The sequence below is a fragment of the Mycobacterium sp. 1274756.6 genome (assembly GCF_001668625.1).
Taxonomy (GTDB): domain Bacteria; phylum Actinomycetota; class Actinomycetes; order Mycobacteriales; family Mycobacteriaceae; genus Mycobacterium.
Window position 1 is genome coordinate 40,593 of sequence record NZ_LZLJ01000062.1, and the last position, 24,811, is coordinate 65,403.

Consider the following 24,811-nt stretch of genomic DNA (forward strand, 5'->3'; position numbering starts at 1 on the left):
ATGGGCTTTCTGACCCCGTCCGAACCACCGGTCGAACCGGCGCACTACCTGACGCTGCCGCTGCGCGAGCGGGTGCGGATCGCCGCCCAGGACTGGCTGTATGAGGGGTTCGGCACACCCAAGGTGCTCAACCTGGTCTACATCGCCAAGATGCTCGGCCTGTACCTGGCCCTCGGCATCGTGATCACCGCGCTGACCAGCAGCTCGGTCAGCGTCACCGACGTCGGCTCGTGGTGGGCCAACATCGTCACCTACCAGAAGCTGGCCGTCTGGCTGATGCTGCTGGAGGTGCTCGGCCTCGGCGGCGCCTGGGGGCCGCTGTGCGGGCACTTCAAACCGATGACCGGCGGCTGGCGGTTCTGGCTGCGGCCGGGCACCATCCGGCTGGCGCCGTGGCCCGGCGTGGTCCCGGGCACCGGCGGGGACACCCGCACCGTCGGCGACGTCGCCGGCTACCTCGCGGTGCTGGCCGCCCTGGTGCTGCCGCTGGCCACCCCGGCCGTCGACGTCGCCGGGTTCGCCGGGCAGCAGATCGTGCCGGGCTGGGCGTTCCTGCCGGTGCTGGTGGTCATGCCGCTGATGGGTCTGCGCGACAAGGTGATCTTCTTGGCCGGACGCTCCGAGCAGTATCTGCCGATCATGTTGTGGGCGGCGGTGTTCGGCATCGCCGGTGACTTCGTGTCGATGGTGGTGGCGTTCAAGATCGTCATCGTCTGCGTCTGGGTGGCCGCCGGGGTGTCGAAGTTCACCGAGCACTTCGCGATGGTGGTACCGCCGATGATCTCCAACAGCCCGGCCATCCCGGTCAAGTTCCTCAAGCGGCTGCAGTACCGGGACGCGCCGCACGACCTGCGGCCCTCCCGGGTGGCCTGGATGGCCGCGCACCTGTTGGGCACGACGGTGGAGATCGCGGTGCCCATCGTGTTGCTGCTGACCACCAACGCCACCGTGGCGCTGATCGGCGCGGCGGTCATGGTCGCCTTCCACGTGTTCATCACCTCGACGTTCCCGCTGGCGGTGCCGCTGGAGTGGAACATCTTCTTCGGGTACGCGGCGATCAACCTGTGGATCGGCCACGACCCGGCGGTGTTCTCGATCTTCCGGTTCGAGCCGGCGTGGCTGCTGATCCCGATGTTCGTCCTGGCGTTCTTCTTCCCCGTGCTCGGTGAACTGCGCCCGGATCTGGTGTCGTTCCTGCCCGGCATGCGCCAGTACTCGGGCAACTGGGCCACCGGGATCTGGGCGATGCGGCCCGGAGTCGAGGAGCGGCTCAACGCCCTGCCCGGCACCGTGCGGCAGGTCGACCAACTGGTCGCGATGGGCTACGAGCCGGATCAGGCCGAGATGATGGTGCAGCGGGTGGTCGGCTGGCGCAGCCTGCACGGTCAGGGCCGCGGACTGCTGTCGGTGGCCTGCGAGCACCTCGACGACATCGACGCCCGCACGGTGCGCGAAGGCGAGGTGGCGTGCAACACCATCACCGGCTGGAACTTCGGTGACGGGCATCTGCACGGCGAAGCGCTCATCGCCGCGCTGCAGAAACGGCTGAACTTCGCGCCCGGCGACTTCGTGGTGATCTACGCCGAGGGGCAGCCGCTGTTCCGCAAGACCCAGGACTACCAGGTGATCGACGCCGCGCTCGGGGTGGTCGAACGCGGCACCTGGCGCACCGCGGACTGCGTGGCCCGCCAGCCGTGGCTGCCCGAGGGCCCGGTGCCGCTGACCGTCACCTGGACCGCGGCCGGCTACACCCGCAAGCACACCCTGACCCGCGCGCCGGAACCGGCTGCATGAGCGCAGCGGTCGTCGTCGGCAGCGGCCCCAACGGGCTGGCCGCCGCGATCCGGTTGGCCCACGCCGGGCTGCGGGTGACCGTGGTGGAAGCCGCCGACCGGCCCGGCGGGGGCGCCCGCACCGCCGAGCTGACCCTGCCCGGGCTGCGCCACGACGAGTGCTCGGCGGTTCACCCGACCGCGGTGGCCTCCCCGTACTTCGCGGCGCTGGACCTGGGTCGGCACGGTCTGCGGTGGTGCTGGCCCGACGTCGATCTCGCGCACCCGCTCGACGACGGCCGGGCCGGGGTCGCCGCCCGCGACCCGGAGGCGACGGCAGAGTCGCTGGGCGCCGACCACCGGCGCTGGCGGCGGCTGTTCGCGCCGGTGCTCGACGATTTCGAGCGGGTGATCGGCGAGGCGCTGGGCCCGCCGCTGCACCTGCCGCGGCACCCGCTGGCGCTGGCCCGGTTCGGGCTGAGCGCCGCGGTGCCTGCCACCTGGGCGGCGCGGGTGTTCGCCGACGAGCCGGCCCGCGCGCTGTTCATCGGCCTGGCGGCGCACAAGTTCGGCCGGCTGGACACCCCGCTGAGCACGGCGGTGGGCGCGATGTTCGTCGGCACGGCGCACACGGTCGGGTGGCCGGTCGCGGCCGGTGGCAGCGGCGCGATCACCGACGCGCTGATCGCCGAGTTGACCGACCACGGCGGCCGGGTCGTCACCGCAACGACGGTGCACGATCTCGGTGAGCTCACCGAGATCGCCGGTGCGACACCGGCGGTGGTCATGTTCGACACCGCGGCGCACGCGGCACTGCGTATCGCCGGGGACCGGCTGCCGCCGCGGCTGCGCCGCGCGCTGGGCCGGTTCTCCTACGGGCCGGCCGCATTCAAGGTCGACTTCGCCATCGACGGGGACATCCCGTGGACCAACCCGCAGTGCCGCCGGGCCGGCACCGTGCACCTCGGCGGCACCGCCGCGCAGATCGCCGCCGCCGAGGCGCAGACCGCCCGCGGGGTGATGCCCGAGCGGCCGTTCGTGCTGCTCGGCCAGCAGTACCTGTGCGACCCGTCCCGGTCACGGGACACAGTCAACCCGATCTACGCCTACGCCCATGTGCCGCACGGCTATTCCGGTGACGCGACCGGTGCGGTGATCGCCCAGATCGAACGGTTCGCGCCCGGCTTCACCGACCGCATCCTGGCCACCGTCAGCCGCGGTCCGGCCGAGTTGGAGCGGCACAACGCCAACTACGTCGGCGGGGACATCTGCGCCGGCGCCAACACGGTCACCCAGTTGCTGTTCCGGCCCCGGTTCGCGGTCAACCCCTACCGGCTGGCCGGCGGGCTGTACCTGTGCTCCTCGGCCACCCCGCCGGGCGCCGGGGTGCACGGCATGAACGGTTTCCACGCCGCCGAGACCGCGCTGGCCGATCTGCGCCGGCGTTGAGCGCGCCGCTCACACGTAGCGGTGCCGGCCGGCCAGCGTCCCGGCCACCAGCTGCACGACGTAGACCACGGTGACCACCAGCCACGGCGCCGTCCAGCCGCCGGTGTACTCGCGCAGCAGCCCGAACAGCAGCGGACCGGCCGCGGCCAGCAGGTAGCCCAGCCCCTGGGCCATGCCGGAGAGCCGCGCGGTCTGCTCGGCGGTGCGGGTGCGCAGCGCGATCACGGTGAGCGCCAGCGAGAACACGCTCATGCCCAACCCGATCAGCACGCTCCACAGCAGCGGCGCGGCGCCGGGCGCGAGCAGCAGGCCCAGCACCCCGGCCAGGCCGGGCAGCCCGAGGGCCAGGATCCAGCCGGCCTGGCTGTCGCGGCGGGCGGCCAGCGGGGACAGAAACAGGCTGATCGGCACCGCGATCAGTGAGACCAGCCCGAGCAGCAGCCCGGCCTGGCTCTTGCTCACCCCGCGCTCGATGAACACCTCCGGCAGCCAGCCCATCACCACGTAGGCCAGGAACGCCTGGGTGCCGAAGAACACCGTGACCGTCCACGCCAGCCGGTTGCGCAGCAGGCTCGCGCCGCGCTGCAGCGCCGGCGTCCCGGCCGGCGACCACAGCCGGTTGTGTCCGCGCGCGGCGACCAGCCACACCAGCAGGGCGCCGCCGGCCAGCACCGCCCAGCTCGCCAGGGCGGGCCGCCAGCCGCCCAGCGCCACGGTCAGCGGCGGGGTCAGCGCGAAGCCGAGCGCGCCGCCGCCCTGCAGCGCGGCGGTGTACAGACCGGTCATCAGCCCGATCCGGGTTGGGAACGCGCCCTTGACCACCACCGGGATCAGCACGTTGACCAGCGCGATGCCGGCGGTGGCGATCAGGGTGCCGCCGAGCATGGTGGCCGATCCGGCCAGCACCCGCAGCAGCAGGCCGGCGGCGAGGATGCTCAGCGCCCACGAGATCGCCCGGGCCAGCCCGATCCGCCGGGACAGCCACGGCGCGGCCAGCCCGGCCGCCGCGAAGCACAGCACCGGCAGGGTGGTCAGCACACCGGCCCAGGCCGCCGACTGGCCGAAGGTGCGGCGGATCTCGCCGAGCACGGGGCCGACGCTGGTGATCGCCGGGCGCAGGTTCAACGCGACCAGCACCACCGCCGCGACCAGCAGCGCACCGCCGCCGCGGTACGCGCGGAGCCTGTCGACCGGCGAGCGCAGGGGTTACAGCCAGGTGTCGTCGGTGGTGGCGGTCAGGAACGCCTCGAGGTCGTCCCGCCACTGCGCCGGGGTGGTCTTGTCCGGTTCGATGCCGGTGTAGTCGCCGCGGTAGAACAGCAGCGGCCGCGGCTTGATCGCGGGCACCTCGGAGAGCGAGGAGACCGCGCCGAACACCACGTAGTGGTCTCCGCCGTCGTGCACCGAGTCGACCGTGCAGTCGATGTAGGCCAGCGAGCCGTCGATGACCGGCGACCCGAGCGGTGACGGCGTCCAGTCGATCCCGGCGAACTTGTCCGGTTCGCGGGAGCCGAACCGCGCCGAGACGTGCTTCTGGGATTCGGTCAGCACGTTGACGCAGAACTTCCCGGACGCCTCGATGGCCTGCCAGGACCGCGAGACCTTGGTCGGACAGAACAGCACCAGCGGCGGGTCCAGCGACAGCGCGGCGAACGACTGGCAGGCGAACCCGACCGGGACGTCGTCGTGGACCGTGGTGATGATGGTGACCCCGGTGCAGAACTGGCCCAGGACGTTGCGGAACGCCCGGGGGTCGATCGATGCGGCGGTCACTGGTTCTGCATGCCCACGGTGAAGTCGTGGCCCCATAGGCTGACCGCGGTGGACTCCCGCGCGATCCAGTCGTCGTCGTCGACCTCGAGTCCCTCGCAACCGAACTCGACGTCGAAGCCACTCGGGGTCTTCATGTAGAACGACAGCATCTTGTCGTTGACGTGGCGGCCCAGCGTCGCCGACATCGGCACCTTGCGGCGCAGCGCGCGGTCCAGGCACAGGCCGACGTCGTCGGCCTCCTCGACCTCGATCATCAGGTGGACGATGCCGCTGGGGGTGGGCATCGGCAGGAACGCCAGGCTGTGGTGGCGCGGGTTGCAGCCGAAGAAGCGCAGCCAGGCGGGCTCGCCGTCGGCGGGCCGGCCGACCATCTGCGGGGGCAGCCGCATGGAGTCGCGCAGCCGGAAGCCCAGCACGTCGCGGTAGAAGTGCAGCGCCTCGGCGTCGTCCTTGGTGGACAGCACCACATGGCCCAGGCCCTGCTCCTCGGTGACGAACCGGTGCCCGTAGGGGCTGACCACCCGCCGGTGCTCCAGGGCCACCCCGTGGAAGACCTCCAGATGGTTGCCCGACGGGTCCTCGAACTGGATCATCTCGTCGACGCGGCGCTCGGCCAGCTGCTCGGCGGTGGCCTCCTTGTAGGGCACGCCGGCGGCCTCCAGCCGGTTGCGGATCTCCTGCAGCCCGGCGGCGTCGGCGCACTCCCAGCCGGCCACCGCGAGCCGGTCGTGGTCGCCGGGCACGATCACCAGGCGGGCCGGGAACTCGTCCATCCGCAGGTACAGGGCGCCCTCGGTGCTGCCCCTGCCCTCGATCATGCCGAGCACCTTCAGGCCGTACTCGCGCCACTTGGCGATGTCGGTCGCCTCGATGCGCAGGTAACCCAGGGACCGGATGCTCATCCCGCACCTCCTCAGAAATTCGGTGGTCGGCCCGGTGAACGCACCGGGCCTGCCACCGCAGTTGCACTGTCCACCCTGCCGGAAAACTCGGCGTCGTGCCGGGGGAACGCTCCCCTGCCGGTGGCGATCACACCATGGTGTCGCCGGGGGGCAGGCCGAACTCGTGGTTGCCGAAGATCACGTAGGCGCGTTCGGGGTCGTTGGCGGCGTGCACCCGGCCGGCGTGGGCGTCGCGCCAGAACCGCTGCACCGGCGCGTCGTTGGCCAGCGCGGTGGCGCCGGAGGCCTCGAAGAGCCGGTCGATCGAGGCGATCGCCCGTCCGGTGGCGCGCACCTGGTCGCGGCGGGCGCGGGCGCGCAGGTCGAACGGGATCTCCTGGCCGGCCTGCAGCAGCGCGAACTCGTCGGAGACGTTGCCGATCAGCTGCCGCCAGGCGGCGTCGATGTCGCTGGCCGCCTCGGCGATGCGGACCTTGGCGAACGGGTCGTCCTTGGCCTTCTCCCCGGCGAAGGCGGCCCGCACCCGCTTGCCCTGGTGCTCGACGTGGGCGTCGTAGGCGCCGTAGGCCATCCCGACGATCGGCGCCGAGATCGTGGTGGGGTGCATGGTGCCCCACGGCATCTTGTACACCGCGGCGGTGTTGGTCGCATAGCCGCCGGCGGTGTGGTCGTTCATCGCCTTGTAGGACAGGAAGCGGTGCCGCGGCACGAAGACGTCCTTGACCACGATCGTGTTGCTGCCGGTGCCGCGCAGCCCGACCACGTGCCACACGTCGTCGATGCGGTAGTCGCTGATCGGGATCAGGAAGCTGCCGAAGTCGACCGGCTTGCCGTCCTTGATGACCGGGCCGCCCAGGAAGGCCCAGGTGGCGTGGTCGCAGCCCGACGACCAGTTCCAGGAGCCGTTGACGATGTAGCCGTCGGCGTTCTCGGTGACCACACCGGCGCCCATCGGGGCGTAGGAGGACGACACCCGCACGTTGGTGTTCTCGCCCCAGACCTCTTCCTGCGCCTTCTGGTCGAACAGGGCCAGGTGCCAGTTGTGCACGCCGATGATCGAGCCGACCCAGCCGGTGGAGCCGCAGGCGCTGGCCAGCCGGCGCACCGCCTCGAAGAAGACCGCCGGGTCGCACTGCAGCCCGCCCCACTGTTCGGGCTGCAGCAGGGTGAAGAAGCCGATGTCCTCGAGCGCCTGGACGTTCTCGGCCGGCAGGCGGCGCAGGTCCTCGGTGGCCTGGGCGCGCTCACGAAGCTGCGGCAGCAGGTCATCGATACCGGCTAGAACCGCCTGCGCGTCGCGCTGTTGAATGGACGTCACTGCTATTGCCTCCCGGGAGTCGGGCACTCGGATACAGAAAGAGACTAGAACACGTTCCGATTTGTGTCGAGCAGGGTGCCGCTGTAGCAGGTGGCGGCGGGCGGGTGGGTTTCTGTAACCTGTTCTAGTTATGAGGGAGAAAAGGGGCTGATCGTGGCGGAATCCGTGACCGAGTCCACCCCGGACGAGCCGTTGGGCAGCCACGTCCTGGAACTGGAGATCGACGCGGTCGTCGACGAGACCGACGATGCGCGGTCGCTGGTGTTCACCGTGCCCGACGGCGCCGACGTCCCCGCCGACCGGCTGCGCTACTCCCCGGGGCAGTTCCTGACCCTGCGGGTGCCCAGCGAGCGGACCGGCTCGGTGGCCCGCTGCTACTCGCTGTGCAGCTCACCGTTCACCGACGACCGGCTGACCGTCACGGTCAAACGCGACGGCGACGGCTACGCCTCGAACTGGCTGTGTGACAACGCCCACCCGGGCATGCGGGTGCATGTGCTGGCCCCGTCCGGCACGTTCGTGCCCAAAACCCTCGACGACGACTTCCTGCTGATCGCGGCGGGCAGCGGCATCACCCCGATGATGGCGATCTGCAAGTCGGCGCTGTCGGAGGGCAGCGGGCAGGTGACGCTGCTCTACGCCAACCGCAACGAGAACTCGGTGATCTTCGCCGAGGCGCTGCGCGAGCTGGTCGCCGCTCACCCGGACCGGTTCAGCGTCGTGCACTGGCTGGAGTCGGTGCAGGGCCGGCCCAACCCGGCGGCGCTGGCGCGGCTGGCCGCCGGCTACACCGACCGGCAGGTGTTCATCTGCGGGCCGGGGCCGTTCATGCAGGCCGCCAGCGACGCCCTCGAGCAGCTCGCGGTGCCGGCGCAGCAGATCCACATCGAAGTGTTCAAGTCCCTGGAGAGCGACCCGTTCGCCGCGGTGACGATCGAGGAGGCCCCCGAGGGTGCCGAACCGCCGGCCAGCGTCACCGTCGAGCTGGACGGCGAGACCCAGACCCTGCCGTGGCCGCGGCACGTCAAACTGCTCGACCTGCTGCTCGACGCCGGCCTGGACGCCCCGTTCTCCTGCCGGGAGGGGCACTGCGCGGCCTGCGCCTGCACCCTCAAGAACGGCAAGGTGGCCATGGAGGTCAACGACGTGCTCGACCAGCAGGATCTCGACGAAGGCCTGATCCTGGCCTGCCAGTCGCGCCCGACCACCGATTCGGTGGAAGTGACCTACGACGACTAGCCGAGCGGTTAGGTTCGCCGTGAGGTGTGCGCGACGACCGGTGTGGACGAGGGAGAGCGATGAGACGGCTGGCGGCGGTGCTGGGCGGTACCGGGATCGTCGTGGCGTGCCTGCCGCCTGCGGTGGCCGCCGCGGGCGCCAACAGCGCCAGCACGCTGTTCCCGCTCGGCGGCGCCGACCAGCTGGAGACCCACGCCTCGCTGGACTGCCCGGCCGCGGCCGGGCAGTGCCGGTTCACCGTCGGGGCCAGCCTGCACACCCCCGCCGGAGTGACCGGGTTCCCGGCCGACCTGTGGTCGCGGCAGAGCACGGTGATCCGCTCAACCCAGCGCACCACCTACTTCGACGTGCACACCGACGGCGGCGAGGGCCCGTGGGGTGACCGCGGCGGACCGGGCACCAAGGTGTTCAAGGAGGGCGGGCCGTCGGAGATCACCTCGCTGTACAGCGGGGCGGGGCCGCCGGAGAAGTACCAGACCCACGGCAGCATCAACGTCACCGAGCTGACCACCGGTCAGCCCAAGGTGGGCGCCACCGTCATCCTGTGCACCCACATCCAGGTGGTCTACACCGGGGTGAACATCACCGGCCCGCCCACCTGCGCGCAGACTGTCTTCGACTGACGACCCTCTTCGACTGACGACCCTCTTCGACTGACCGCCTAGCCGCGGGGCAGGCCCAGCAGCCGCTCCGCGGCCACGGTGAGCAGGATCTGCTCGGTGCCGCCGGCGATCGTCAGGCAGCGGGTGTTGAGGAAGTCGAAGACGGTGTTGTTGACCACCATCCCGGCGCCGTCGGAGAGCTCCATGCGGAACTCCGAGAGCGCCTGCCGGTAGCGCACCCCGATCAGCTTGCGGGCACTGGATTCCGCGCCCGGGTCGGCCCCGCCGACCGCCAGCTGCGCGATGCGCTGGTCGAGCAGCGCACCCACCTGCGCGGACAGGATCAGCCGGCCCAGCCGGTCCTGCTGGGCCACGTCGAGCTCCCGGGCGGCGACGGTGTCCAGCAGCTCCTCCATCGGGTTGTCCAGCGCGGTGCCGGCCGCCATCGCGACCCGCTCGTTGGAGAGCGTGGTGCGGGCCAGCCGCCAGCCGTCGTTGACCGCGCCGACCACCATCTCGTCGGGCACGAACACGTCGTCGAGGAAGACCTCGTTGAACAGGTCGTCGCCGGTGATCTCGCGCAGCGGGCGGATCTCGATGCCCGGGGCGGCCATGTCGATGAGGAAGTAGGTGATGCCCTTGTGCTTGGGCGCCTCGGGGTCGGTGCGCGCCAGACACACCCCCCACTGGGCGCGGTGCGCCGCGGAGGTCCACACCTTCTGCCCGGTAAGCCGCCAGCCGCCGTCGGCGCGCACCGCCTTGGTGCGCAGCGCGGCCAGGTCGGAGCCGGCGCCGGGCTCGGAGAACATCTGGCACCAGAAGATCTCACCGCTGAGGGTGGCCGGGATGAACCGCTCGATCTGTTCGGGGGTGCCGTGTTCGAGGATGGTCGGCGCCGCCCACCAGCCGATGACCAGGTCCGGGCGCTCCACCCCGGCGGCGGCCAGCTCCTGGTCGATCAGCAGCTGCTCGGCCGCCGACGCGTTGCGCCCGTAGGGCGTGGGCCAGTGCGGGGCCTGCAGGCCGGCCTCGGCCAGGGCGCGCTGGCGCTGTTCGGCCGGCTGGGCGGCCACCTCGGCGACCGCGGCGCTGATCTGCGGGCGCAGCTCCTCCACCGAAGCCAGGTCGATGCGCAGTTCGCGGCGCACCCCCTGCTGGGTCAGGGCGGCGACCCGGCGCAGCCAGGCCGGCTGCCCGCCGAGGAACCGCTCGATGCCGTAGGCGCGGCGCAGGTACAGGTGCGCGTCGTGCTCCCAGGTGATGCCGATGCCGCCGAGCACCTGGATGCAGTCGCGCACGTTGGCCTTGGCGGCTTCCACGCCGACCGCGGCGGCCACCGCCGCGGCGATCGACAGCTGCCGGTCGTCGTCCTCGGCGGCGGCGGCGGCCGTCGCCGCCGCGGCGATCGAGGCCTGCTCGGAGCGCAGCAGCATCTCGGCGCACAGGTGTTTGACGGCCTGGAAGCTGCCGATCGGGCGGCCGAACTGCTCGCGCACCTTCGCGTAGTCGGTGGCGGTGCGCAGCGCCCAGCGAGCCAGCCCGGCGGCTTCGGCGGCGGCCACCGTGGCGGCCAGATCGGCGATCCGCTGGGCGGGGACGTCCAGCGCGGTCGCCGCCGCGCCGTCGAGGGTCACCCGGGCCAGCGGCCGGGAGAAGTCGGTGGCGGTCAGCGGTTCGACGCGCACGCCGTCGCCGGCGGCGTCGATCAGCAGCCAGCCCTGCGGGCCGGGAAGCAGCAGCAGCTGGTCCGGTTCGGCGCCCAGCACGTAGTCGGCGGTGCCGGCGACCCGATCGCCGTCGAGGCGCAGGTCGGCGGCCAGGGCGGCGCCGGCGGAGCGCTGCCCGGTGGCCAGCGCCTCGGCCAGCGCCGGGTCCTCGACGCAGAGGGTGGCCAGCGCGGTGGTGGCGACCGGGCCGGGCACGATCGCGGCGGCGGCCTCGTCGACCATCGCGCACAGGTCGGCGACGCTGCCGTCGGCCCCGCCGTGCTCCTCGGCGACGGCGACGCCGAACAGGCCCAGTTCGCCCAGCGCGGCGAAGACGGGGCGCCAGGCGTCGGCCTCGCCGCGCTCGACGGCCCGGATCACCTCGCCGGCGGCGACGCTGGCGGCCCAATCCCGCACCAGCTCCCGCGCGGCGGACTGCTCGTCGGTGATCGTTGCTGTCACGCTGGACTCCTCGGGTGCTCAGGGGCGTGGCGGGTTGCGCGGAACCTACCTTGTGACCAGACTAGAACGTGTTCTAATAGTGCCAGTAGGTGACCGTCAAGTCGACCGCGGCCCCGGTGACGGGCCGGGCGGCGGCCCGGAGACAGGGAGGCGAGCGATCGAGACTCATCGTAGGCATCGTCGTCCGCGCCGGGGTGTCGCCGAGTGTGGCGGGGCGCCCCGGCGGGCGCCCGGACGGGTGGGGGGTTGATTGTGGCGACCATGGCCGAATCCACGCTGGGCTCCGACGCGCAGCGGGAACGCCGCAAACGGATCCTGGATGCGACGCTGGCGATCGCCTCCAAGGGCGGCTACGAGGCGGTGCAGATGCGCGCGGTGGCCGACCGGGCCGACGTGGCCGTCGGCACCCTCTACCGTTACTTCCCGTCCAAGGTGCACCTGCTGGTGTCGGCGCTCGGGCGGGAGTTCGAGCGCATCGACGCCAAGACCGACCGGGCGTCCCTGGCCGGAGACACCCCCTACCAGCGGCTGAGTTCCCTGATCAACCGGCTCAACCGGGCCAACCAGCGCAACCCGCTGCTCACCGAGGCGATGACCCGGGCGTACGTGTTCGCCGACGCCTCGGCGGCCACCGAGGTCGACCACGTGGAGAAGATCATCGACTCGATGTTCGCCCGGGCGATGAGCACCGGCGAACCCACCGAGGACCAGTACCACATCGCCCGGGTGATCTCCGATGTGTGGCTGTCGAACCTGCTGGCCTGGCTGACCCGCCGCGCCTCGGCCGCCGACGTGAGCAAGCGCCTGGACCTGGCGGTGCGCCTGCTGGTCGGCGACGGCGAACACCCCAAGGTCTAGGCGGGCCGTGCCGATGCGCCTCAAACCCGGTCGTCCCGACCTGACCCGGTATGCGAGGCGGTTCGATGTCCCGGCGGCCGGGCCGCTGTCCCGGGTGACGGTGACCTGGGCCGGGGTGAGCACCCTGCTGATCAACGACGGCAGCACCGCGGTGCTCACCGACGGCTACTTCTCCCGGCCGGGTCTGGCGCGGGTGGCGCTGGGCCGGGTCGCGCCCAACCCGGCGCGCATCGACGGGTGCCTGGTACGGCTGGGGGTGCAGCGGCTGGCCGCGGTCATCCCGGTGCACACCCACCTCGACCATGCCCTGGACAGCGCGGTGGTGGCCGAGAAGACCGGCGCCGCACTGGTCGGCGGCGAGTCGGCCGCCCACATCGGCGTCGGGCACGGCCTGCCGGCCGAGGACGTGGTGGTGGCCGACCCCGGCGAGCCGCTGACCTTCGGGGCCTTCGAGCTGACCCTGGTCGAATCGCGGCACTGCCCGCCGGACCGGTTTCCCGGCGCGATCACCGCCCCGGTGGTGGCGCCGGCGCGCGCCTCGGCGTACCGCTGCGGGGAGACCTGGTCGGCGCTGATCACCCACCGCCCGTCCGGGCAGCGCCTGCTGGTGCAGGGCAGCGCGGGCTTCGTCCCCGGCGCGCTGGCCGGCGAGCGCGCCGAGGTGGTGTATCTGGGGATCGGGCAGCTGGGTTTGCAGCCGCGCTCCTACCTGGCCGACTACTGGGCCGAGACGGTGCGCGCCGTCGGCGCGGCGACGGTGGTGCTGGTGCACTGGGACGACTTCTTCTATCCGCTGTCGAAACCGTTGCGGGCCTTGCCGTATGCGGTCGACGATGTGGACTTCTCGCTGCGGGTGCTCGGTGAGCTCGCGCAGCGCGACGGGGTCACGCTGTGCATGCCGCGGCTGTGGCGCCCCGAGGACCCGTGGGCCTGACCCGGCGCTGAACCGATCCGCTCACCGCCGGTAGGCGCGCGGCAGCGGCATCCCCCGCTCGGCCAGCACGGCGCGGGCCATGCTCGGATAGTCGGTGATCACCCCGTCCACCCCGGCATCGAGTTGGGTGCGCAGCGCGTCGGCGTCGTTGACCGTCCACGGGATCACCGCCAGCCCCACCGCGTGGGCGCGCTGCACGAACGCGGCGTCGACCTGCCCGTACGGCGGGGCGGCGATGTCGGCGCCCAGCTCGCGCGCCGCGGTGAGCGGGTCGGTCCCGGTGGCCGGGTCGTGGCCGGCCAGCCACGGCGAGCCGGGCCGCCAGGTGTGCTCCTCCCACAGCGCGACCAGCCGGATCGACGGTTCGGCGCGGCGCACCAGCGGCAGGGTGCGCCAGTCGAAGCTTTGGATCATCACCCGCTCGGTCAGCCCGGCGGCGCGCACCGCGGCCAAGATCACCTCGACGTATTCTTGCGGACTCGCCGAGGCGGCCGGGTCGTCGGCCTCCCGCTTGGTCTCGATGTTGTAGCCGACGTCGGCGCCGAACTCCCCGACCAGGGCGAACACCTCCGGCAGGGTCGCGATCGTGTTGCCGGTCACCACCGCGGCGCCGGGGAACTCGGCCAGCCCGATCCCGCAGTCCAGCGTGCGCAGCTGCGCCAGGGTCAGGTCGTGGACCCGTTTGCCGACGTACGGGTAGGCCGGGTCGGCGGGGACCGCGGGCGCGGTGTCGCGGCATTTGGCCGCCTCGATCGTCGGGTCGTGCCAGACCAGCGGGTGGCCGTCGGCGGTGAGCACCACGTCCAGCTCGAGGGTGTCCACCCCGACCCGCAGGGCGTGGGCGAAGGCGGCCAGCGACGACTCGGTGGTCTCGCCGCGCCCGCCGCGGTGGGCCTGCAGGTCGAAGGCCGCGGGTCCGGTCTCGGCGCGCACCGGCGGGGCCAGCAGCCCCAGCGTGAGCAGCACCGCGGTCAGCAGCGCCACGGTCAGCAGGACCGGCGGCCCGCCGCGGCGCGGCGCGGTCATCAGCGGCGACGCTGGCGGGCGATCTCGGCCAGCACCACCCCGGCGGCCACCGAGGCGTTGAGCGACTCGGTGGCCCCGGCCATCGGGATGGACACGACCTGGTCGCATTTCTCCCGGACCAGCCGGGACAGGCCCTTGCCCTCCGATCCGACGACCAGGACCAGCGGCCCGCTGCCGTCGAGTTCGTCGACGGTGGTGTCGCCCTCGGCGTCGAGGCCGATCACCTGCAGGCCGCGGCCGGCCCAGTCGACGAGCGCGCGGGTGAGGTTGGCGGCGCGGGCCACCGGCAGCCGGGCGGCGGCACCGGCGCTGGTGCGCCAGGCCACCGCGGTGACCGCCGCGGAGCGCCGCTGCGGGATCAGCACCCCGTGGCCGCCGAACGCGGCCACCGAGCGCACGATCGCGCCCAGGTTGCGCGGGTCGGAGATGTTGTCCAGCGCAACCATCAGGGCGGGTTGGGCGTCGGAGTCGGCGGCTTCCAGCAGGTCGTCGGGGTGGGCGTAGTCATACGGCGGCACCTGCAGCGCGATGCCCTGGTGCAGGCCGTTGGCGGCGATCTTGTCCAGGTCGCTGCGCGGCACCTCCAGGATCGGGATGCCGGTGTCGGCGGCGCGGCGCACGCTCTCGGTGAGCCGTTCGTCGGCCTCGGCGCCCAGCGCCACATACAGGGCGCTGGCCGGTATCCCGGCCCGTAGGCACTCCACCACCGGGTTGCGGCCGAGCACCGTCTCGGTGTCGTCGCCGCGGCGGTGGGCCTGGCGGGCGGATTTGGTCTTCGCGCGTTTGGCGGCCGGGTGATAGGGGCGCTTGTGGGCCGGCGGGGTGGGCCCGCGGCCCTCCAGGCCGCGGCGGCGCACCCCGCCGGAGCCGACCGTGGGGCCCTTCTTGGTGCCGGGTTTGCGGACCGCGCCGCGGCGCCGGGAGTTGCCCGCCATCAGGGGGTGCCCCGTTCGGTCAGCGACCACTGCGGGCCGTCGCCGGTGTCGGTGACCTCGATGCCCGCCTCCTTGAGCCGGTCGCGGATCTCGTCGGCCAGCGCCCAGTCGCGGGCGCCGCGGGCCTCCTCGCGGCGGGCCAGTTCCGCGCGGGCCAGCACGTCGACGGCGGCCAGGGCCGCGGAGGTCTCGTCGCGGGACTCCCAGCGTTGGTCGAGCGGGTCGCAGCCGAGGATGCCCATCATCGCGCGGATGCTGCCCGCGTGGGTGAGCGCGGCGGCGTCGTCACCGGCGTCGAGGGCGCGGTTGCCCTCGGTGCGGGCGTGGTGCACCTCCGCCAGCGCGATCGGCACCGACAGGTCGTCGTCCAGGGCGGCGGCGAACCGCGGTGTCCACGTTCCGATCTCGACCGCACCGGCGCGCTGGCGCACCCGGTGCAGGAAGTCCTCGACGCCGCAGTAGGCGCGCACGGCGTCCTGCAGGGCGGTCTCGGAGAACTCCAGCATCGAGCGGTAGTGGGCGCTGCCCAGGTAGTAGCGCAGTTCGGCGGGGCGGACCCGGGCCAGCACCGCGGGCATCGACAGCACGTTGCCCAGCGATTTGCTCATCTTCTCCCCGCCCATGGTCACCCAGCCGTTGTGCAGCCAGTAGCGGGCGAAGCCGTCGCCGGCGGCGCGGCTCTGGGCGATCTCGTTCTCGTGGTGCGGGAACACCAGATCCATGCCGCCGCAGTGGATGTCGAACTCCGGGCCGAGGTAGGCCCGCGCCATCGCCGAGCACTCCAGGTGCCAGCCCGGCCGGCCGCGGCCCCACGGGGTGGGCCAGGACGGTTCGCCGGGCTTGGCCGATTTCCACAGCGTGAAGTCGCGCTGGTCGCGTTTGCCGGTGGCCACGCCCTCGCCCTGGTGGACGTCGTCGATCTTGTGGCCGGACAGCCGCCCGTACTCGGCGAAGCTGAGCACGTCGAAGTAGACGTCGCCGCCGCCTTCGCGCAGGTCGCGGTAGGCGTGCCCGGTGTCGATGAGCCGGGTGATCAACTCGATCATCTCGGTGATGTGCCCGGTGGCCCGCGGTTCGGCCGACGGCGGCAGCACCCCGAGCGCGTCGTAGGCGGCGCTGAAGGCGCGTTCGTGGGTGGCCGCCCACTCCCACCAGGGCCGACCGGCCGCGGCGGCCTTGGTGAGGATCTTGTCGTCGATGTCGGTGACGTTGCGGATGAAGGCGACGTCGTAGCCGCGGGCGGTGAGCCAGCGGCGCAGGATGTCGAAGGCGACCCCGCTGCGCACGTGGCCGATGTGCGGCATGCCCTGCACGGTGGCGCCGCACAGGTAGATCGAGGCGTGGCCGGGCCGCAGCGGGACGAAGTCGCGCACGGCGCCGGTCGCCGTGTCATGGAGCCGCAGGTGGGCGGGATCGGTCACGACGTGCCAGCTTACCGGGCGTTCCGCCGGCTATGCGGGCCCTACCACCAGGGCGGTGGCGATCGCGGCCATCCCCTCGCCGCGACCGGTCAGCCCCAACCCGTCGGTGGTGGTGCCCGAGACCGACACCGGCGCGCCCAGCAGGCCGGTGAGCAGCCGCTGCGCCTCTTCGCGGCGCGGGCCGATCTTCGGCCGGTTGGCGATCACCTGGACCGCGACGTTGCCGATCTGGAAGCCGCCCGCAGCGAGCAGGTCTCGTACGTGGTCGAGCATCTGCGCGCCGGTCACCCCCGCCCAGCGGGGGTCGCCGACGCCGAAGACCTCGCCGATGTCGCCGCGGCCGGCCGCCGACAGCAGCGCGTCGCAGATCGCGTGGGCGGCCACGTCGCCGTCGGAGTGCCCGGCGCAGCCGTCGGCGCCGTCGAAGTGCAACCCGAGCAGCCAGCACGGCCGGCCCGGCTCGATCGGGTGCACGTCGGTGCCCAGCCCCACCCGGGGCGGGCGGGTCACCGGTCCACCAGCGCCTGCGCCAGCGTCAGATCCAGCGGGTTGGTGATCTTGAAGGCCAGCGGGTCGCCCTCGACCACCTGGACCTGCCCGCCGATGTTCTCCACCATCGCGGAGTCGTCGGTGAACGCGGCGTCCCCGGCGCGCTCGTAGGCGCGCAGCAACACGTCGGTGGCGAAGCCCTGCGGGGTCTGCACCGCGCGCAGCCCGGCGCGTTCGGGGGTGCCCAGCACGGCGCCGTTGGCGTCGACGGCCTTGATGGTGTCGGTGACCGGCAGGGCCGGGACCACCGCGGAGTTCCCGGCGTGCAGGGCCTCCACGACCCGCACGATCAGCGCCGGCGGGGTCAGCGGGCGGGCGGCGTCGTGGACCAGCACGAATCGCGGGTCGCCGACGGCGGCCAGGGCCAGCCGCACCGATTCGGTGCGGCTCGCGCCGCCGGCCACCACTTCGACGTCCTCGCCGCCCAGGATCAGTTTGGCCTGATCGGTGCGGTCCGCCGGGACGGCGATGACCACCCGGTCGATCACCCCGGATTCCTGCATGCCGGCGACGGCCCGTTCCACCAGGGTGCGGCCCGCCAGCTGGAAGAAGGCCTTGGGCACCCCGGCTTTGAGACGTTTTCCGGCGCCGGCGGCGGGCACCACCGCAACGGTCACCGGGTTGTCACGAGGCGGCAGCGAGCACCTCGTCGAGGATGGTGTTGGCCTTGTCGTCGTCGGTGTTCTCGGCGAGCGCGAGCTCACCGACCAGGATCTGGCGGGCCTTGGCCAGCATCCGCTTCTCACCGGCGGACAGTCCGCGCTCCTGGTCCCGGCGCCACAGGTCCCGAACCACCTCGGCGACCTTGTTGACGTCGCCGGACGCGAGCTTCTCCAGGTTCGCCTTGTAGCGGCGCGACCAGTTCGTCGGCTCCTCGGTGTGCGGTGCCCGCAGCACCTGGAAGACCTTGTCGAGGCCTTCCTGCCCCACAACGTCCCGCACGCCCACGTACTCGGCGTTCTCGGCGGGCACCCGAACGGTGAGATCCCCCTGCGCCACCTTCAAGACGAGGTATTCCTTCTGCTCGCCTTTGATGGTCCGGGTTTCAATCGCTTCGATCAGCGCAGCACCGTGGTGGGGATAGACAACCGTGTCTCCGACCTTAAACATCATCTGAATTGAGCCCCTTTCGCTCCTCCATGCTAGCACGGGGCCCCGACGCGGGTTCCCCAACGGTGCAGGTCAGGGGCACCGTCGGGCCGGACGAGGGGTTGACAGACCGGCGAATACGTGCAACGGAGCGGCGGTTCGGGGCCAGTTGCCGAGGTGGCGTGGGTCACCGAACGGGTGCCCGAACGCCGGCCCGCCGCACCCGGCCGTCGGCCCGCCGCGGCCGCCCCGAGAGCCCCTCCGGCTATCGCCGGCAACCCCGGACCTACTACTGTGCATAGCCAAGGTGCACAGCGGGATGCGCACCGGTTGAGCATCGTTCGAACCCCGACGGCCGTAGCAGGAGGCTTTCCGTGAACCCGATCAACAACCGCCGGTCGGTCGTTTCCGCCGGGCTGGCCGCCGGCGCACTGATGATCGCCACCATGCTGACCGGGTGCGGCACCGGGCAGCACTCCCAATCCGCCGACCAGCTGCCCGCCGTCAACGGCGCCGAGGCGACGCTGCAGCAGGTCGCCCTGCGCGACATCCACATCCAGGCCGTGCAGAGCTCCGACTACCTGCAGCCGGGCCGCACCGTGAAGCTGGTGCTCGCGATCGCCAACGAGTCGCTGGAGACCAACGAGCACCTGGTGTCGATCACCAGCGACATCGGCGACGTCACGCTCAGCCCGACCAAGCCGGAGATCCCGGTCGGCGGGCGGCTGCTCGTCGGCACCCCGGTGGGTCAGACCTCCAGCCCCAAGCAGGAGAACGTCAACACCGCCGAGGCGACCGTGGAGCTGAGCCAGCCGATCACCAACGGCATCGACTACGACTTCACCTTCAAGTTCGAGAAGGCCGGCACCACCACGGTGGCGGTGCCGATCTCGGCCGGGCTGGCCCCCCAGCCGGTCCCGGCGGCCTGACCGCCGCTGTCGGACCCGGCCGATACGGTCACCGGGTGGCCAAGGCACGTTCGCAGTACCGCTGCTCGGAGTGCGGGCACACCACCGCCAAATGGGTGGGACGCTGCGCCGAGTGCGGCACCTGGGGCGCCGTGGACGAGGTGGCGTCGCTCAGCGCGGTGCGCGGGCCGCAGCCGGTCGCCCCGGCGCGGCCGGCGGTGTCGATCAGCAGCATCGAGCCGGCCCACACCCGCCATCACCGCACCGGCGTCGACGAATTGGACCGGGTGCTCGGCGGCGGGGTCGTTCCCGGGTCGGTGACGCTGCTGGCCGGCGATCCCGGCGTCGGCAAATCCACGCTGCTGCTGCAGGTCGCGCACCGCTGGGCGGCGGGTGGGCGGCGGGCGCTGTACATCTCCGGCGAGGAGACCGCCGGGCAGGTGCGGATGCGCGCGGAACGGACCGGCTGCGCCCACCCGGAGGTCTACCTCGCCGCCGAGAATGATCTGCACACCGTGCTGGGCCACCTCGACACGGTGGCGCCCACCTTGATGATCGTCGACTCGGTGCAGACGGTCACCGCCGCCGACACCGACGGGGTCAGCGGCGGGGTCACCCAGGTGCGGGCGGTCACCGCGGCGCTGACCGCCGCCGCCAAAGCCGCCGGGGTGGCGCTGATCCTGGTCGGGCACGTCACCAAGGACGGCGCGATCGCCGGCCCCCGGTCGCTGGAGCACCTGGTGGACGTGGTGCTGCATTTCGAGGGGGACCGCGACTCCGCGCTGCGGATGGTGCGCGGCATCAAGAACCGCTTCGGCGGCGCCGACGAGGTGGGCTGCTTCCTGTTGCACGGCAACGGCATCGAGGGTGTCGCCGACCCGTCCGGGCTGTTTCTGGACCGGCGGGGCGAGCCTGTTGCCGGCACCGCGATCACCGTGACGCTGGACGGCAAACGCCCGCTGGTCGGCGAGGTGCAGGCGTTGTTGACCACCCCGGCCGGCGGCCCGCCGCGCCGCGCGGTCAGCGGCATCGACCACGCCCGCACCGCGATGATCACCGCGGTGCTCGAAAAACACGCCGGGCTGCCGATCAGCAAGCAGGACATCTACCTGTCCACGGTCGGCGGCATGCGGCTGACCGACGCCTCGGCCGATCTGGCGGTGGCGATGGCGCTGACCTCGGCGCTGGTCGAGGTCCCGCTGCCGGGCGGCTGTGTGAGCATCGGCGAGGTCGGCCTGGCCGGGGATCTGCGGCCGGTGGTGGGCATGGAACGACGGTTGGCCGAGGCGGCGCGGCTGGGCTTCACCACCGCGCTGGTGCCGCTCGGCACCGGGGCCGCCCCGCGCGGCCTGCGGGTGCTCGAGTCGGCCACGATCCTGGCCGCGTTGCAGCACCTGGCCGACATCGCGGTGCGCCCGCCGCCCCGCCGCCCGGTGCTGCGTCTGCTGGATGCGCCACCGCCGGATGCCGGCGCGGAGCAGAATGGGTGAGCGTGAGGACCGATACCCCGCCGACCCTGCGTGAGGTCGTCGCCCGGCTGGCCCCCGGCACCGCGCTGCGCGACGGGTTGGAGCGCATCCTGCGCGGCCGCACCGGCGCGATCATCGTGCTCGGCCACGACGAGGGGGTGGAGGCCGTCTGCGACGGCGGCTTCGCCCTGGATGTCCGCTACGCCCCGACCCGGCTGCGGGAGCTGTCGAAGATGGACGGCGCGGTGGTGCTCTCCACCGACGGCGCCCGCATCCTGCGCGCCAACGTGCAGTTGGTGCCCGACCCGTCGATCCCCACCGACGAGTCCGGCACCCGGCACCGCTCGGCGGAGCGGACCGCGATCCAGACCGGTTTCCCGGTGGTGTCGGTCAGCCACTCGATGAACATCGTCACCGTCTACGTCAACGGCGAGCGGCACGTGCTGGCCGACTCGGCGACCATCCTGTCCCGGGCCAACCAGGCCATCGCCACCCTGGAGCGGTTCCGGGCCCGGCTCAACGAGGTCAGCAGGCAGCTCTCCCGCGCCGAGATCGAGGACTTCGCGACCCTGCGCGACGCCATGACCGTGGTGCAGCGCCTCGAGCTGGTGCGGCGCATCGGCCTGGAGATCGACGGCGACGTGGTCGAGTTGGGCACCGACGGCCGCCAGCTGCGGCTGCAGCTCGAGGAGCTGCTGGGCGGCAACGACTCGGCCCGGGAGCTGTTCGTGCGCGACTACCACGCCAACCCGGAGCCGCTGACGAAGGTTCAGGTCGCGGCGGTGCTCGACGACCTCGACGCGCTGTCGGACAGCGAGTTGCTCGATTTCACCATGCTGGCCAAGGTGTTCGGCTACCCCTCGACCGATGAGGCGCAGGATTCGGCGGTCAGCCCGCGCGGCTACCGGGCGCTGGCCGGGATCCCGCGGCTGCAGTTCGCCCACGCCGACCTGCTGGTCCGGGCGTTCGGGTCGCTGCAGGGGCTGCTGGCGGCCAGCGCCGGGGATCTGCAGTCGGTGGAGGGCATCGGCACGATGTGGTCCCGCCATGTGCGCGAAGGGCTTTCGCAGCTGGCCGAGTCGACGATCACCGACCGGCTGACCTGAAACCGGGCGTCAGTTGCCCGGCCCGTGCGGCACCTCTTCGACCGGGCCCGGCGGCGGACCGGTGGGCGCCTGCGGCTGCTGCTCGCCGGCCTGCTGCTCCCCGGGCTGCTGCTCGGGTGGCGGCGCCTCGCCGGGCTGCGCCGCGTCGGCCAGGATGAACGGCACCGCCGCCGAGCGCAGATTGCCCAGCTGCACCACCAGGTTGTAGGTGCCCGGGCCGATCGGTTTGCGCGGCAGCGGGCACTGCGGCGCCGAACCGGTGCCGGTCCAGGTGACGGTGGTGACCACCTGCTCGCCCGGCTTGAAGTCCTTGACCAGGGTCTCGTTGGACGGCGCGCAATCCAGGTTGGACCACAACCGCTGGTTGTCCAGCGAGTAGACGTAGGCCGCCAGCACCGCCGCACCGACGTCGCGCTTGCAGGTGACCAGCCCGATGTTGGTCACCACCATGGTGAACTTGGGCTGCTCGCCCACCGTGTAGCGGGGCTGGTTAGTCAGGCCCTTGACCGCCAGCACCGAGTCGGGGCAGTCGTCGCCCTCGTTGAGCACCGGCGGCGGCGTCACCGCCTCGGTGGGGGTCGGGGTGGGCGGCGGGCTCTCCGCGGCGGGCGGCACCACCGGGGTCTTACCCTCGGGCTGCTCCGGGCCGGCCTGCTGCTCGGTCGCGGTGGTGTCGGTGTTCTCCTCGGCGGAACCGTCGCGGGTGACCGCCACGATGATCGCGATCACGATCGCGATCACCACCGCGGCTACCCCGAGCGCCAGCCCCCGGCGTCGCCAATAGATTTTGGGTGGGAGCGGGCCCTGCGGTTCCAAATCCAACACATCATCACGGTAAGCCCAGGTCAGCACAACGCGTCCGATCGATCTCGGCGTGTCGCGACCGCGTTGTGACCTTCCGCGACTATTCGCGCGGCGCGGCCGCCGGCGTCACTCGCCGATGTCGCCGAGGTGGTCGCGCAGTTCCACCTCGCCGTCGGCCAGATGGTAGGTGGCGCCCACGATCGCCAGGGTGCCGTCGGCGACCCGATCGGCGATCACCGAGGAGCGCTCCCGCAGCTGCACGACGGTCTCGTTGACGTGGCGGGTCTCGAACTCGTCGATGGTGGTCAGGCCCTCCCGCCGGCCCAGCAGGATCGAGGTGGTCACCGGCTCCACCACGTCGCGCAGGTAGCCGCCGGGGATGGCCCCGTCGTCCAGGGCCGCCTTGCCCGCTTTGACCGCGCCGCAGCTGTCGTGGCCGAGCACCACGATCAGCGGCACGTCGAGGACCAGCACCGCGAACTCGATCGACCCGAGCACCGAGGTGTCGATGACATGCCCGGCGGTGCGCACCACGAACATGTCGCCGAGGCCCTGGTCGAAGATGATCTCCGCGGCCACCCGGCTGTCCCCGCAGCCGAAGACCACCGCGGTGGGGGCCTGCCCGTCCGCCAGGCTGGTGCGCCGTTCGATGCTCTGGCTGGGATGGGCCGGGTTGCCGGCGACGAAGCGCTGGTTACCCTCCCTCAGTGACCTCCACGCGGATATCGGATTCGTATTCGGCATGGTGGATATTCTGCACCGCCGCGCCGGGCCGCTCGTCATGAGCATCCGTTCCGATGAGCTGCTGGGCTGGTACGCCCGCGCCGAACGCGACCTGCCGTGGCGCGACCCGCAGGTCAGCGCCTGGCAGATCCTGGTCAGCGAGTTCATGCTGCAGCAGACCCCGGTGGCGCGGGTGCTGCCGGTGTGGACCGCCTGGGTGGCCCGCTGGCCGACCGCCTCGGCGACCGCGGCTGCCGGGCCGGGCGAGGTGCTGCGCGCCTGGGGCAAGCTGGGCTACCCGCGCCGGGCCATCCGGCTGCACGAATGCGCCGTCGTCGTGGCCCGCGACCACGGCGACGTGGTCCCCGCGGACGTGGAGGCCCTGCTGCACCTGCCCGGGGTGGGCGCCTACACCGCTCGGGCGGTGGCCTGCTTCGCCTACCGGCAGCCGGTCCCGGTGGTCGACACCAACGTGCGGCGGGTGGTGGCCCGCGCGGTACACGGGCGCGCCGAGGCCGCCGCCCCGGCGGCCACCCGCGACCACGCCGACGTGAGCGCGCTGCTGCCCGATGACGCTGCGGCACCGCGGTTCTCGGCGGCGCTGATGGAGCTGGGGGCGATCGTGTGCACGGCGCGGGCCCCGCGGTGCGGGCAGTGCCCGCTGAGCGGCTGCGCCTGGCGGGCGGCCGGCTACCCGGCGTCGACGGCGCCGCCGCGCCGCGCCCAGCGCTACGCCGGAACCGACCGGCAGGCCCGCGGGCGGCTGCTCGATGTGCTGCGCGGCGCCGACTCCCCGGTGAGCCGGGCGGCGCTGGACGGGGCCTGGACCGCCGATCCGGTCCAACGCGAGCGGGCGCTGGCCTCCCTGCTCGCCGACGGCCTGGTGGAGCGCACCCGGGGCGGGCGCTACGCACTGCCCGGGGAGGGCTGAGTTCAGCGCCGGCGCAGGAACTCCTCGACGGCGCGCCGGTAGAGCTCCGGCGCCTCGTCGTGGATGAGGTGCCCGGCCCCGGGGGCCAGCAGATAGCTGCCGGCCCGGCCGGTCTCGGCCATGCGTCGCATCTGCCCGGGCGGGGTGACCGAGTTGCCGGCCTCGAGCAGCAGGGTGGGGGCGCGCACCGCCTGCCACTGCGCCCAGTAGTCGCGGGTGCCCCACTCGGCGGCGATCTCGATCCAGCGGGCGGTGTGGCCGTGCAGCCGCCAGCCGGTCGGGGTCCGGTCGAAGGCCTCCAGGAAGTAGCGGCCGGCCACCGGACCGAATTCGGCGTGGACCTGCTCGGCGGTGGCGAACTCCACCGGCAGGGCGTGCAGCCACGGCTCCCACGGGCCGGTGGTGCGGCCGCGGAAATCCGGCGCCATGTCCTCGACGACCACCGCGGTGACCAGCTCGGGGTGCCGCGCCGCCAGGCACCAGGAGTGCAGCGCCCCCATCGAGTGGCCGATCAGGGCGGCCGGTTCGCCCAGCGCGGCGACCGCGTCGGCCAGATCGGTCACGAAGCGTTCGGTGCTGATCGGGTGGGGGTCGGCCACGTCGCGGCCCCGGTGCCAGGGCGCGTCGTGGGTGTAGACCGCCCCCAGCCCGGCCAGCCAGGGCAGCTGCCGGCTCCAGGTGCTGCCGCGGCCCATCAGCCCGTGTACCAGCACCAGCGGCGCGCCGCGGCCGCCGCGGTGGCGCAGCAGGTCGCCGCCGGCGGTCGGCTCGACAGCCATCTCCTCACCCTTCCGGCCGAGTTGCGTGCCGGTTCGACCGGCCTGGCAGGCACGGT

Annotated in this window: 24 protein-coding genes; 10 read left to right on the forward strand and 14 right to left on the reverse strand. The window is 72.6% G+C overall.

Features of this window, described 5'->3' with window-relative positions; genetic code table 11:
• The gene (locus A5643_RS08650) at positions 1-1,794 is read left to right on the forward strand and encodes a DUF3556 domain-containing protein (RefSeq protein WP_066853951.1); all 1,794 of its coding nucleotides are present in this window, start codon (positions 1-3) and stop codon (positions 1,792-1,794) included.
• Positions 1,791-3,221 (forward strand): phytoene desaturase family protein, encoded by a 1,431-nt coding sequence (locus A5643_RS08655; protein WP_066853954.1) that lies wholly within the window; start codon positions 1,791-1,793, stop codon positions 3,219-3,221. The genes A5643_RS08650 and A5643_RS08655 overlap by 4 nt, the downstream gene beginning before the upstream one ends.
• Positions 3,222-3,230: 9 nt before the next feature.
• Here the strand turns inward: A5643_RS08655 and A5643_RS08660 are convergent, their stop codons facing one another.
• The 4 genes from A5643_RS08660 to hsaA form a co-directional block, all read right to left on the reverse strand.
• Positions 3,231-4,424: a CynX/NimT family MFS transporter gene (locus tag A5643_RS08660; protein ID WP_066853956.1), complete on the reverse strand. Its 1,194-nt coding sequence runs from the start codon at positions 4,422-4,424 to the stop codon at positions 3,231-3,233.
• Between the two features lie 3 nt (positions 4,425-4,427).
• Positions 4,428-5,030 (reverse strand): 3-hydroxy-9,10-secoandrosta-1,3,5(10)-triene-9,17-dione monooxygenase reductase subunit, encoded by a 603-nt coding sequence (gene hsaB / locus A5643_RS08665; RefSeq protein WP_082948842.1) that lies wholly within the window; start codon positions 5,028-5,030, stop codon positions 4,428-4,430.
• The gene (gene hsaC, locus A5643_RS08670) at positions 4,991-5,896 is read right to left on the reverse strand and encodes an iron-dependent extradiol dioxygenase HsaC (RefSeq protein WP_066853960.1); all 906 of its coding nucleotides are present in this window, start codon (positions 5,894-5,896) and stop codon (positions 4,991-4,993) included. The genes hsaB and hsaC overlap by 40 nt, the downstream gene beginning before the upstream one ends.
• A 127-nt stretch (positions 5,897-6,023) precedes the next feature.
• Entirely contained in the window at positions 6,024-7,214 is a 1,191-nt protein-coding gene (gene hsaA, locus A5643_RS08675; RefSeq protein WP_066853962.1) for a 3-hydroxy-9,10-secoandrosta-1,3,5(10)-triene-9,17-dione monooxygenase oxygenase subunit, read from the reverse strand.
• Positions 7,215-7,379: 165 nt separating this feature from the next.
• Here hsaA and A5643_RS08680 point away from each other — a divergent pair, with 165 nt between their 5' ends.
• Together A5643_RS08680 and A5643_RS08685 are read left to right on the forward strand one after the other, a co-directional pair.
• Positions 7,380-8,453: a ferredoxin--NADP reductase gene (locus A5643_RS08680; RefSeq protein WP_156628719.1), complete on the forward strand. Its 1,074-nt coding sequence runs from the start codon at positions 7,380-7,382 to the stop codon at positions 8,451-8,453.
• A 59-nt stretch (positions 8,454-8,512) separates the two neighbouring features.
• Positions 8,513-9,076, forward strand: a complete 564-nt coding sequence (locus A5643_RS08685) for a hypothetical protein (protein ID WP_066853970.1) — start codon at positions 8,513-8,515, stop codon at positions 9,074-9,076.
• Between the two features lie 38 nt (positions 9,077-9,114).
• Here the strand turns inward: A5643_RS08685 and A5643_RS08690 are convergent, their stop codons facing one another.
• Positions 9,115-11,223 carry an acyl-CoA dehydrogenase family protein gene (locus A5643_RS08690; protein WP_066853972.1) on the reverse strand — a complete coding sequence of 703 codons (2,109 nt, stop codon included), beginning with the start codon at positions 11,221-11,223 and terminating at the stop codon, positions 9,115-9,117.
• A 252-nt stretch (positions 11,224-11,475) separates the two neighbouring features.
• Between A5643_RS08690 and kstR the strand changes: the two genes are divergently transcribed.
• Together kstR and A5643_RS08700 are read left to right on the forward strand one after the other, a co-directional pair.
• Positions 11,476-12,081, forward strand: a complete 606-nt coding sequence (kstR, locus tag A5643_RS08695; RefSeq protein WP_197497687.1) for a cholesterol catabolism transcriptional regulator KstR — start codon at positions 11,476-11,478, stop codon at positions 12,079-12,081.
• 13 nt (positions 12,082-12,094) lie between these two features.
• Positions 12,095-13,015, forward strand: a complete 921-nt coding sequence (locus A5643_RS08700; RefSeq protein ID WP_066854266.1) for an MBL fold metallo-hydrolase — start codon at positions 12,095-12,097, stop codon at positions 13,013-13,015.
• Positions 13,016-13,036: 21 nt separating this feature from the next.
• On the opposite strand, the gene A5643_RS08705 is transcribed toward A5643_RS08700, so the two are convergent.
• Genes A5643_RS08705 through carD form a run of 6 tightly spaced genes read right to left on the reverse strand, consistent with a single transcriptional unit; the run spans position 13,037 to position 18,059 of the window.
• On the reverse strand, positions 13,037-14,041 hold the full coding sequence (locus A5643_RS08705; protein WP_066853974.1) for a glycerophosphodiester phosphodiesterase: 1,005 nt from the start codon (positions 14,039-14,041) through the stop codon (positions 13,037-13,039).
• Positions 14,041-14,976, reverse strand: a complete 936-nt coding sequence (gene rlmB / locus A5643_RS08710; RefSeq protein ID WP_066853976.1) for a 23S rRNA (guanosine(2251)-2'-O)-methyltransferase RlmB — start codon at positions 14,974-14,976, stop codon at positions 14,041-14,043. Before rlmB ends, A5643_RS08705 begins: the two co-directional genes overlap by 1 nt.
• The gene (gene cysS, locus A5643_RS08715) at positions 14,976-16,397 is read right to left on the reverse strand and encodes a cysteine--tRNA ligase (RefSeq protein WP_066853978.1); all 1,422 of its coding nucleotides are present in this window, start codon (positions 16,395-16,397) and stop codon (positions 14,976-14,978) included. Before cysS ends, rlmB begins: the two co-directional genes overlap by 1 nt.
• A gap of 30 nt (positions 16,398-16,427) precedes the next feature.
• Complete coding sequence (ispF, locus tag A5643_RS08720; protein WP_066853980.1) at positions 16,428-16,907, reverse strand: 2-C-methyl-D-erythritol 2,4-cyclodiphosphate synthase; 480 nt, start codon at positions 16,905-16,907, stop codon at positions 16,428-16,430.
• Positions 16,904-17,563: a 2-C-methyl-D-erythritol 4-phosphate cytidylyltransferase gene (ispD, locus tag A5643_RS08725; protein WP_066853982.1), complete on the reverse strand. Its 660-nt coding sequence runs from the start codon at positions 17,561-17,563 to the stop codon at positions 16,904-16,906. The genes ispF and ispD overlap by 4 nt, the downstream gene beginning before the upstream one ends.
• A 7-nt stretch (positions 17,564-17,570) precedes the next feature.
• On the reverse strand, positions 17,571-18,059 hold the full coding sequence (gene carD, locus A5643_RS08730; protein WP_066853983.1) for an RNA polymerase-binding transcription factor CarD: 489 nt from the start codon (positions 18,057-18,059) through the stop codon (positions 17,571-17,573).
• A gap of 410 nt (positions 18,060-18,469) precedes the next feature.
• Here carD and A5643_RS08735 point away from each other — a divergent pair, with 410 nt between their 5' ends.
• From A5643_RS08735 to disA, 3 genes are read left to right on the forward strand one after another with little or no spacing between them, the layout of a single operon-like run.
• Complete coding sequence (locus tag A5643_RS08735; RefSeq protein WP_066854268.1) at positions 18,470-18,964, forward strand: copper chaperone PCu(A)C domain-containing protein; 495 nt, start codon at positions 18,470-18,472, stop codon at positions 18,962-18,964.
• 35 nt (positions 18,965-18,999) lie between these two features.
• On the forward strand, positions 19,000-20,433 hold the full coding sequence (gene radA / locus A5643_RS08740; protein ID WP_066853985.1) for a DNA repair protein RadA: 1,434 nt from the start codon (positions 19,000-19,002) through the stop codon (positions 20,431-20,433).
• Positions 20,434-20,435: 2 nt separating this feature from the next.
• Positions 20,436-21,518 carry a DNA integrity scanning diadenylate cyclase DisA gene (gene disA, locus A5643_RS08745; protein WP_066853987.1) on the forward strand — a complete coding sequence of 361 codons (1,083 nt, stop codon included), beginning with the start codon at positions 20,436-20,438 and terminating at the stop codon, positions 21,516-21,518.
• 9 nt (positions 21,519-21,527) lie between these two features.
• Here disA and A5643_RS08750 read toward each other — a convergent pair whose 3' ends face one another.
• A complete protein-coding gene (locus A5643_RS08750; RefSeq protein ID WP_231995505.1) occupies positions 21,528-22,343 on the reverse strand; it encodes a hypothetical protein in 816 nt (271 codons plus the stop codon).
• Positions 22,344-22,448: 105 nt separating this feature from the next.
• Positions 22,449-23,066, reverse strand: a complete 618-nt coding sequence (locus A5643_RS08755) for a carbonic anhydrase (protein ID WP_066853989.1) — start codon at positions 23,064-23,066, stop codon at positions 22,449-22,451.
• A 37-nt stretch (positions 23,067-23,103) separates the two neighbouring features.
• Between A5643_RS08755 and A5643_RS08760 the strand changes: the two genes are divergently transcribed.
• The gene (locus A5643_RS08760) at positions 23,104-23,976 is read left to right on the forward strand and encodes an iron-sulfur binding domain-containing protein (RefSeq protein WP_156628689.1); all 873 of its coding nucleotides are present in this window, start codon (positions 23,104-23,106) and stop codon (positions 23,974-23,976) included.
• 2 nt (positions 23,977-23,978) lie between these two features.
• Here the strand turns inward: A5643_RS08760 and A5643_RS08765 are convergent, their stop codons facing one another.
• A complete protein-coding gene (locus A5643_RS08765) occupies positions 23,979-24,755 on the reverse strand; it encodes an alpha/beta fold hydrolase (protein WP_066854272.1) in 777 nt (258 codons plus the stop codon).
• Positions 24,756-24,811: the final 56 nt, after the last annotated feature.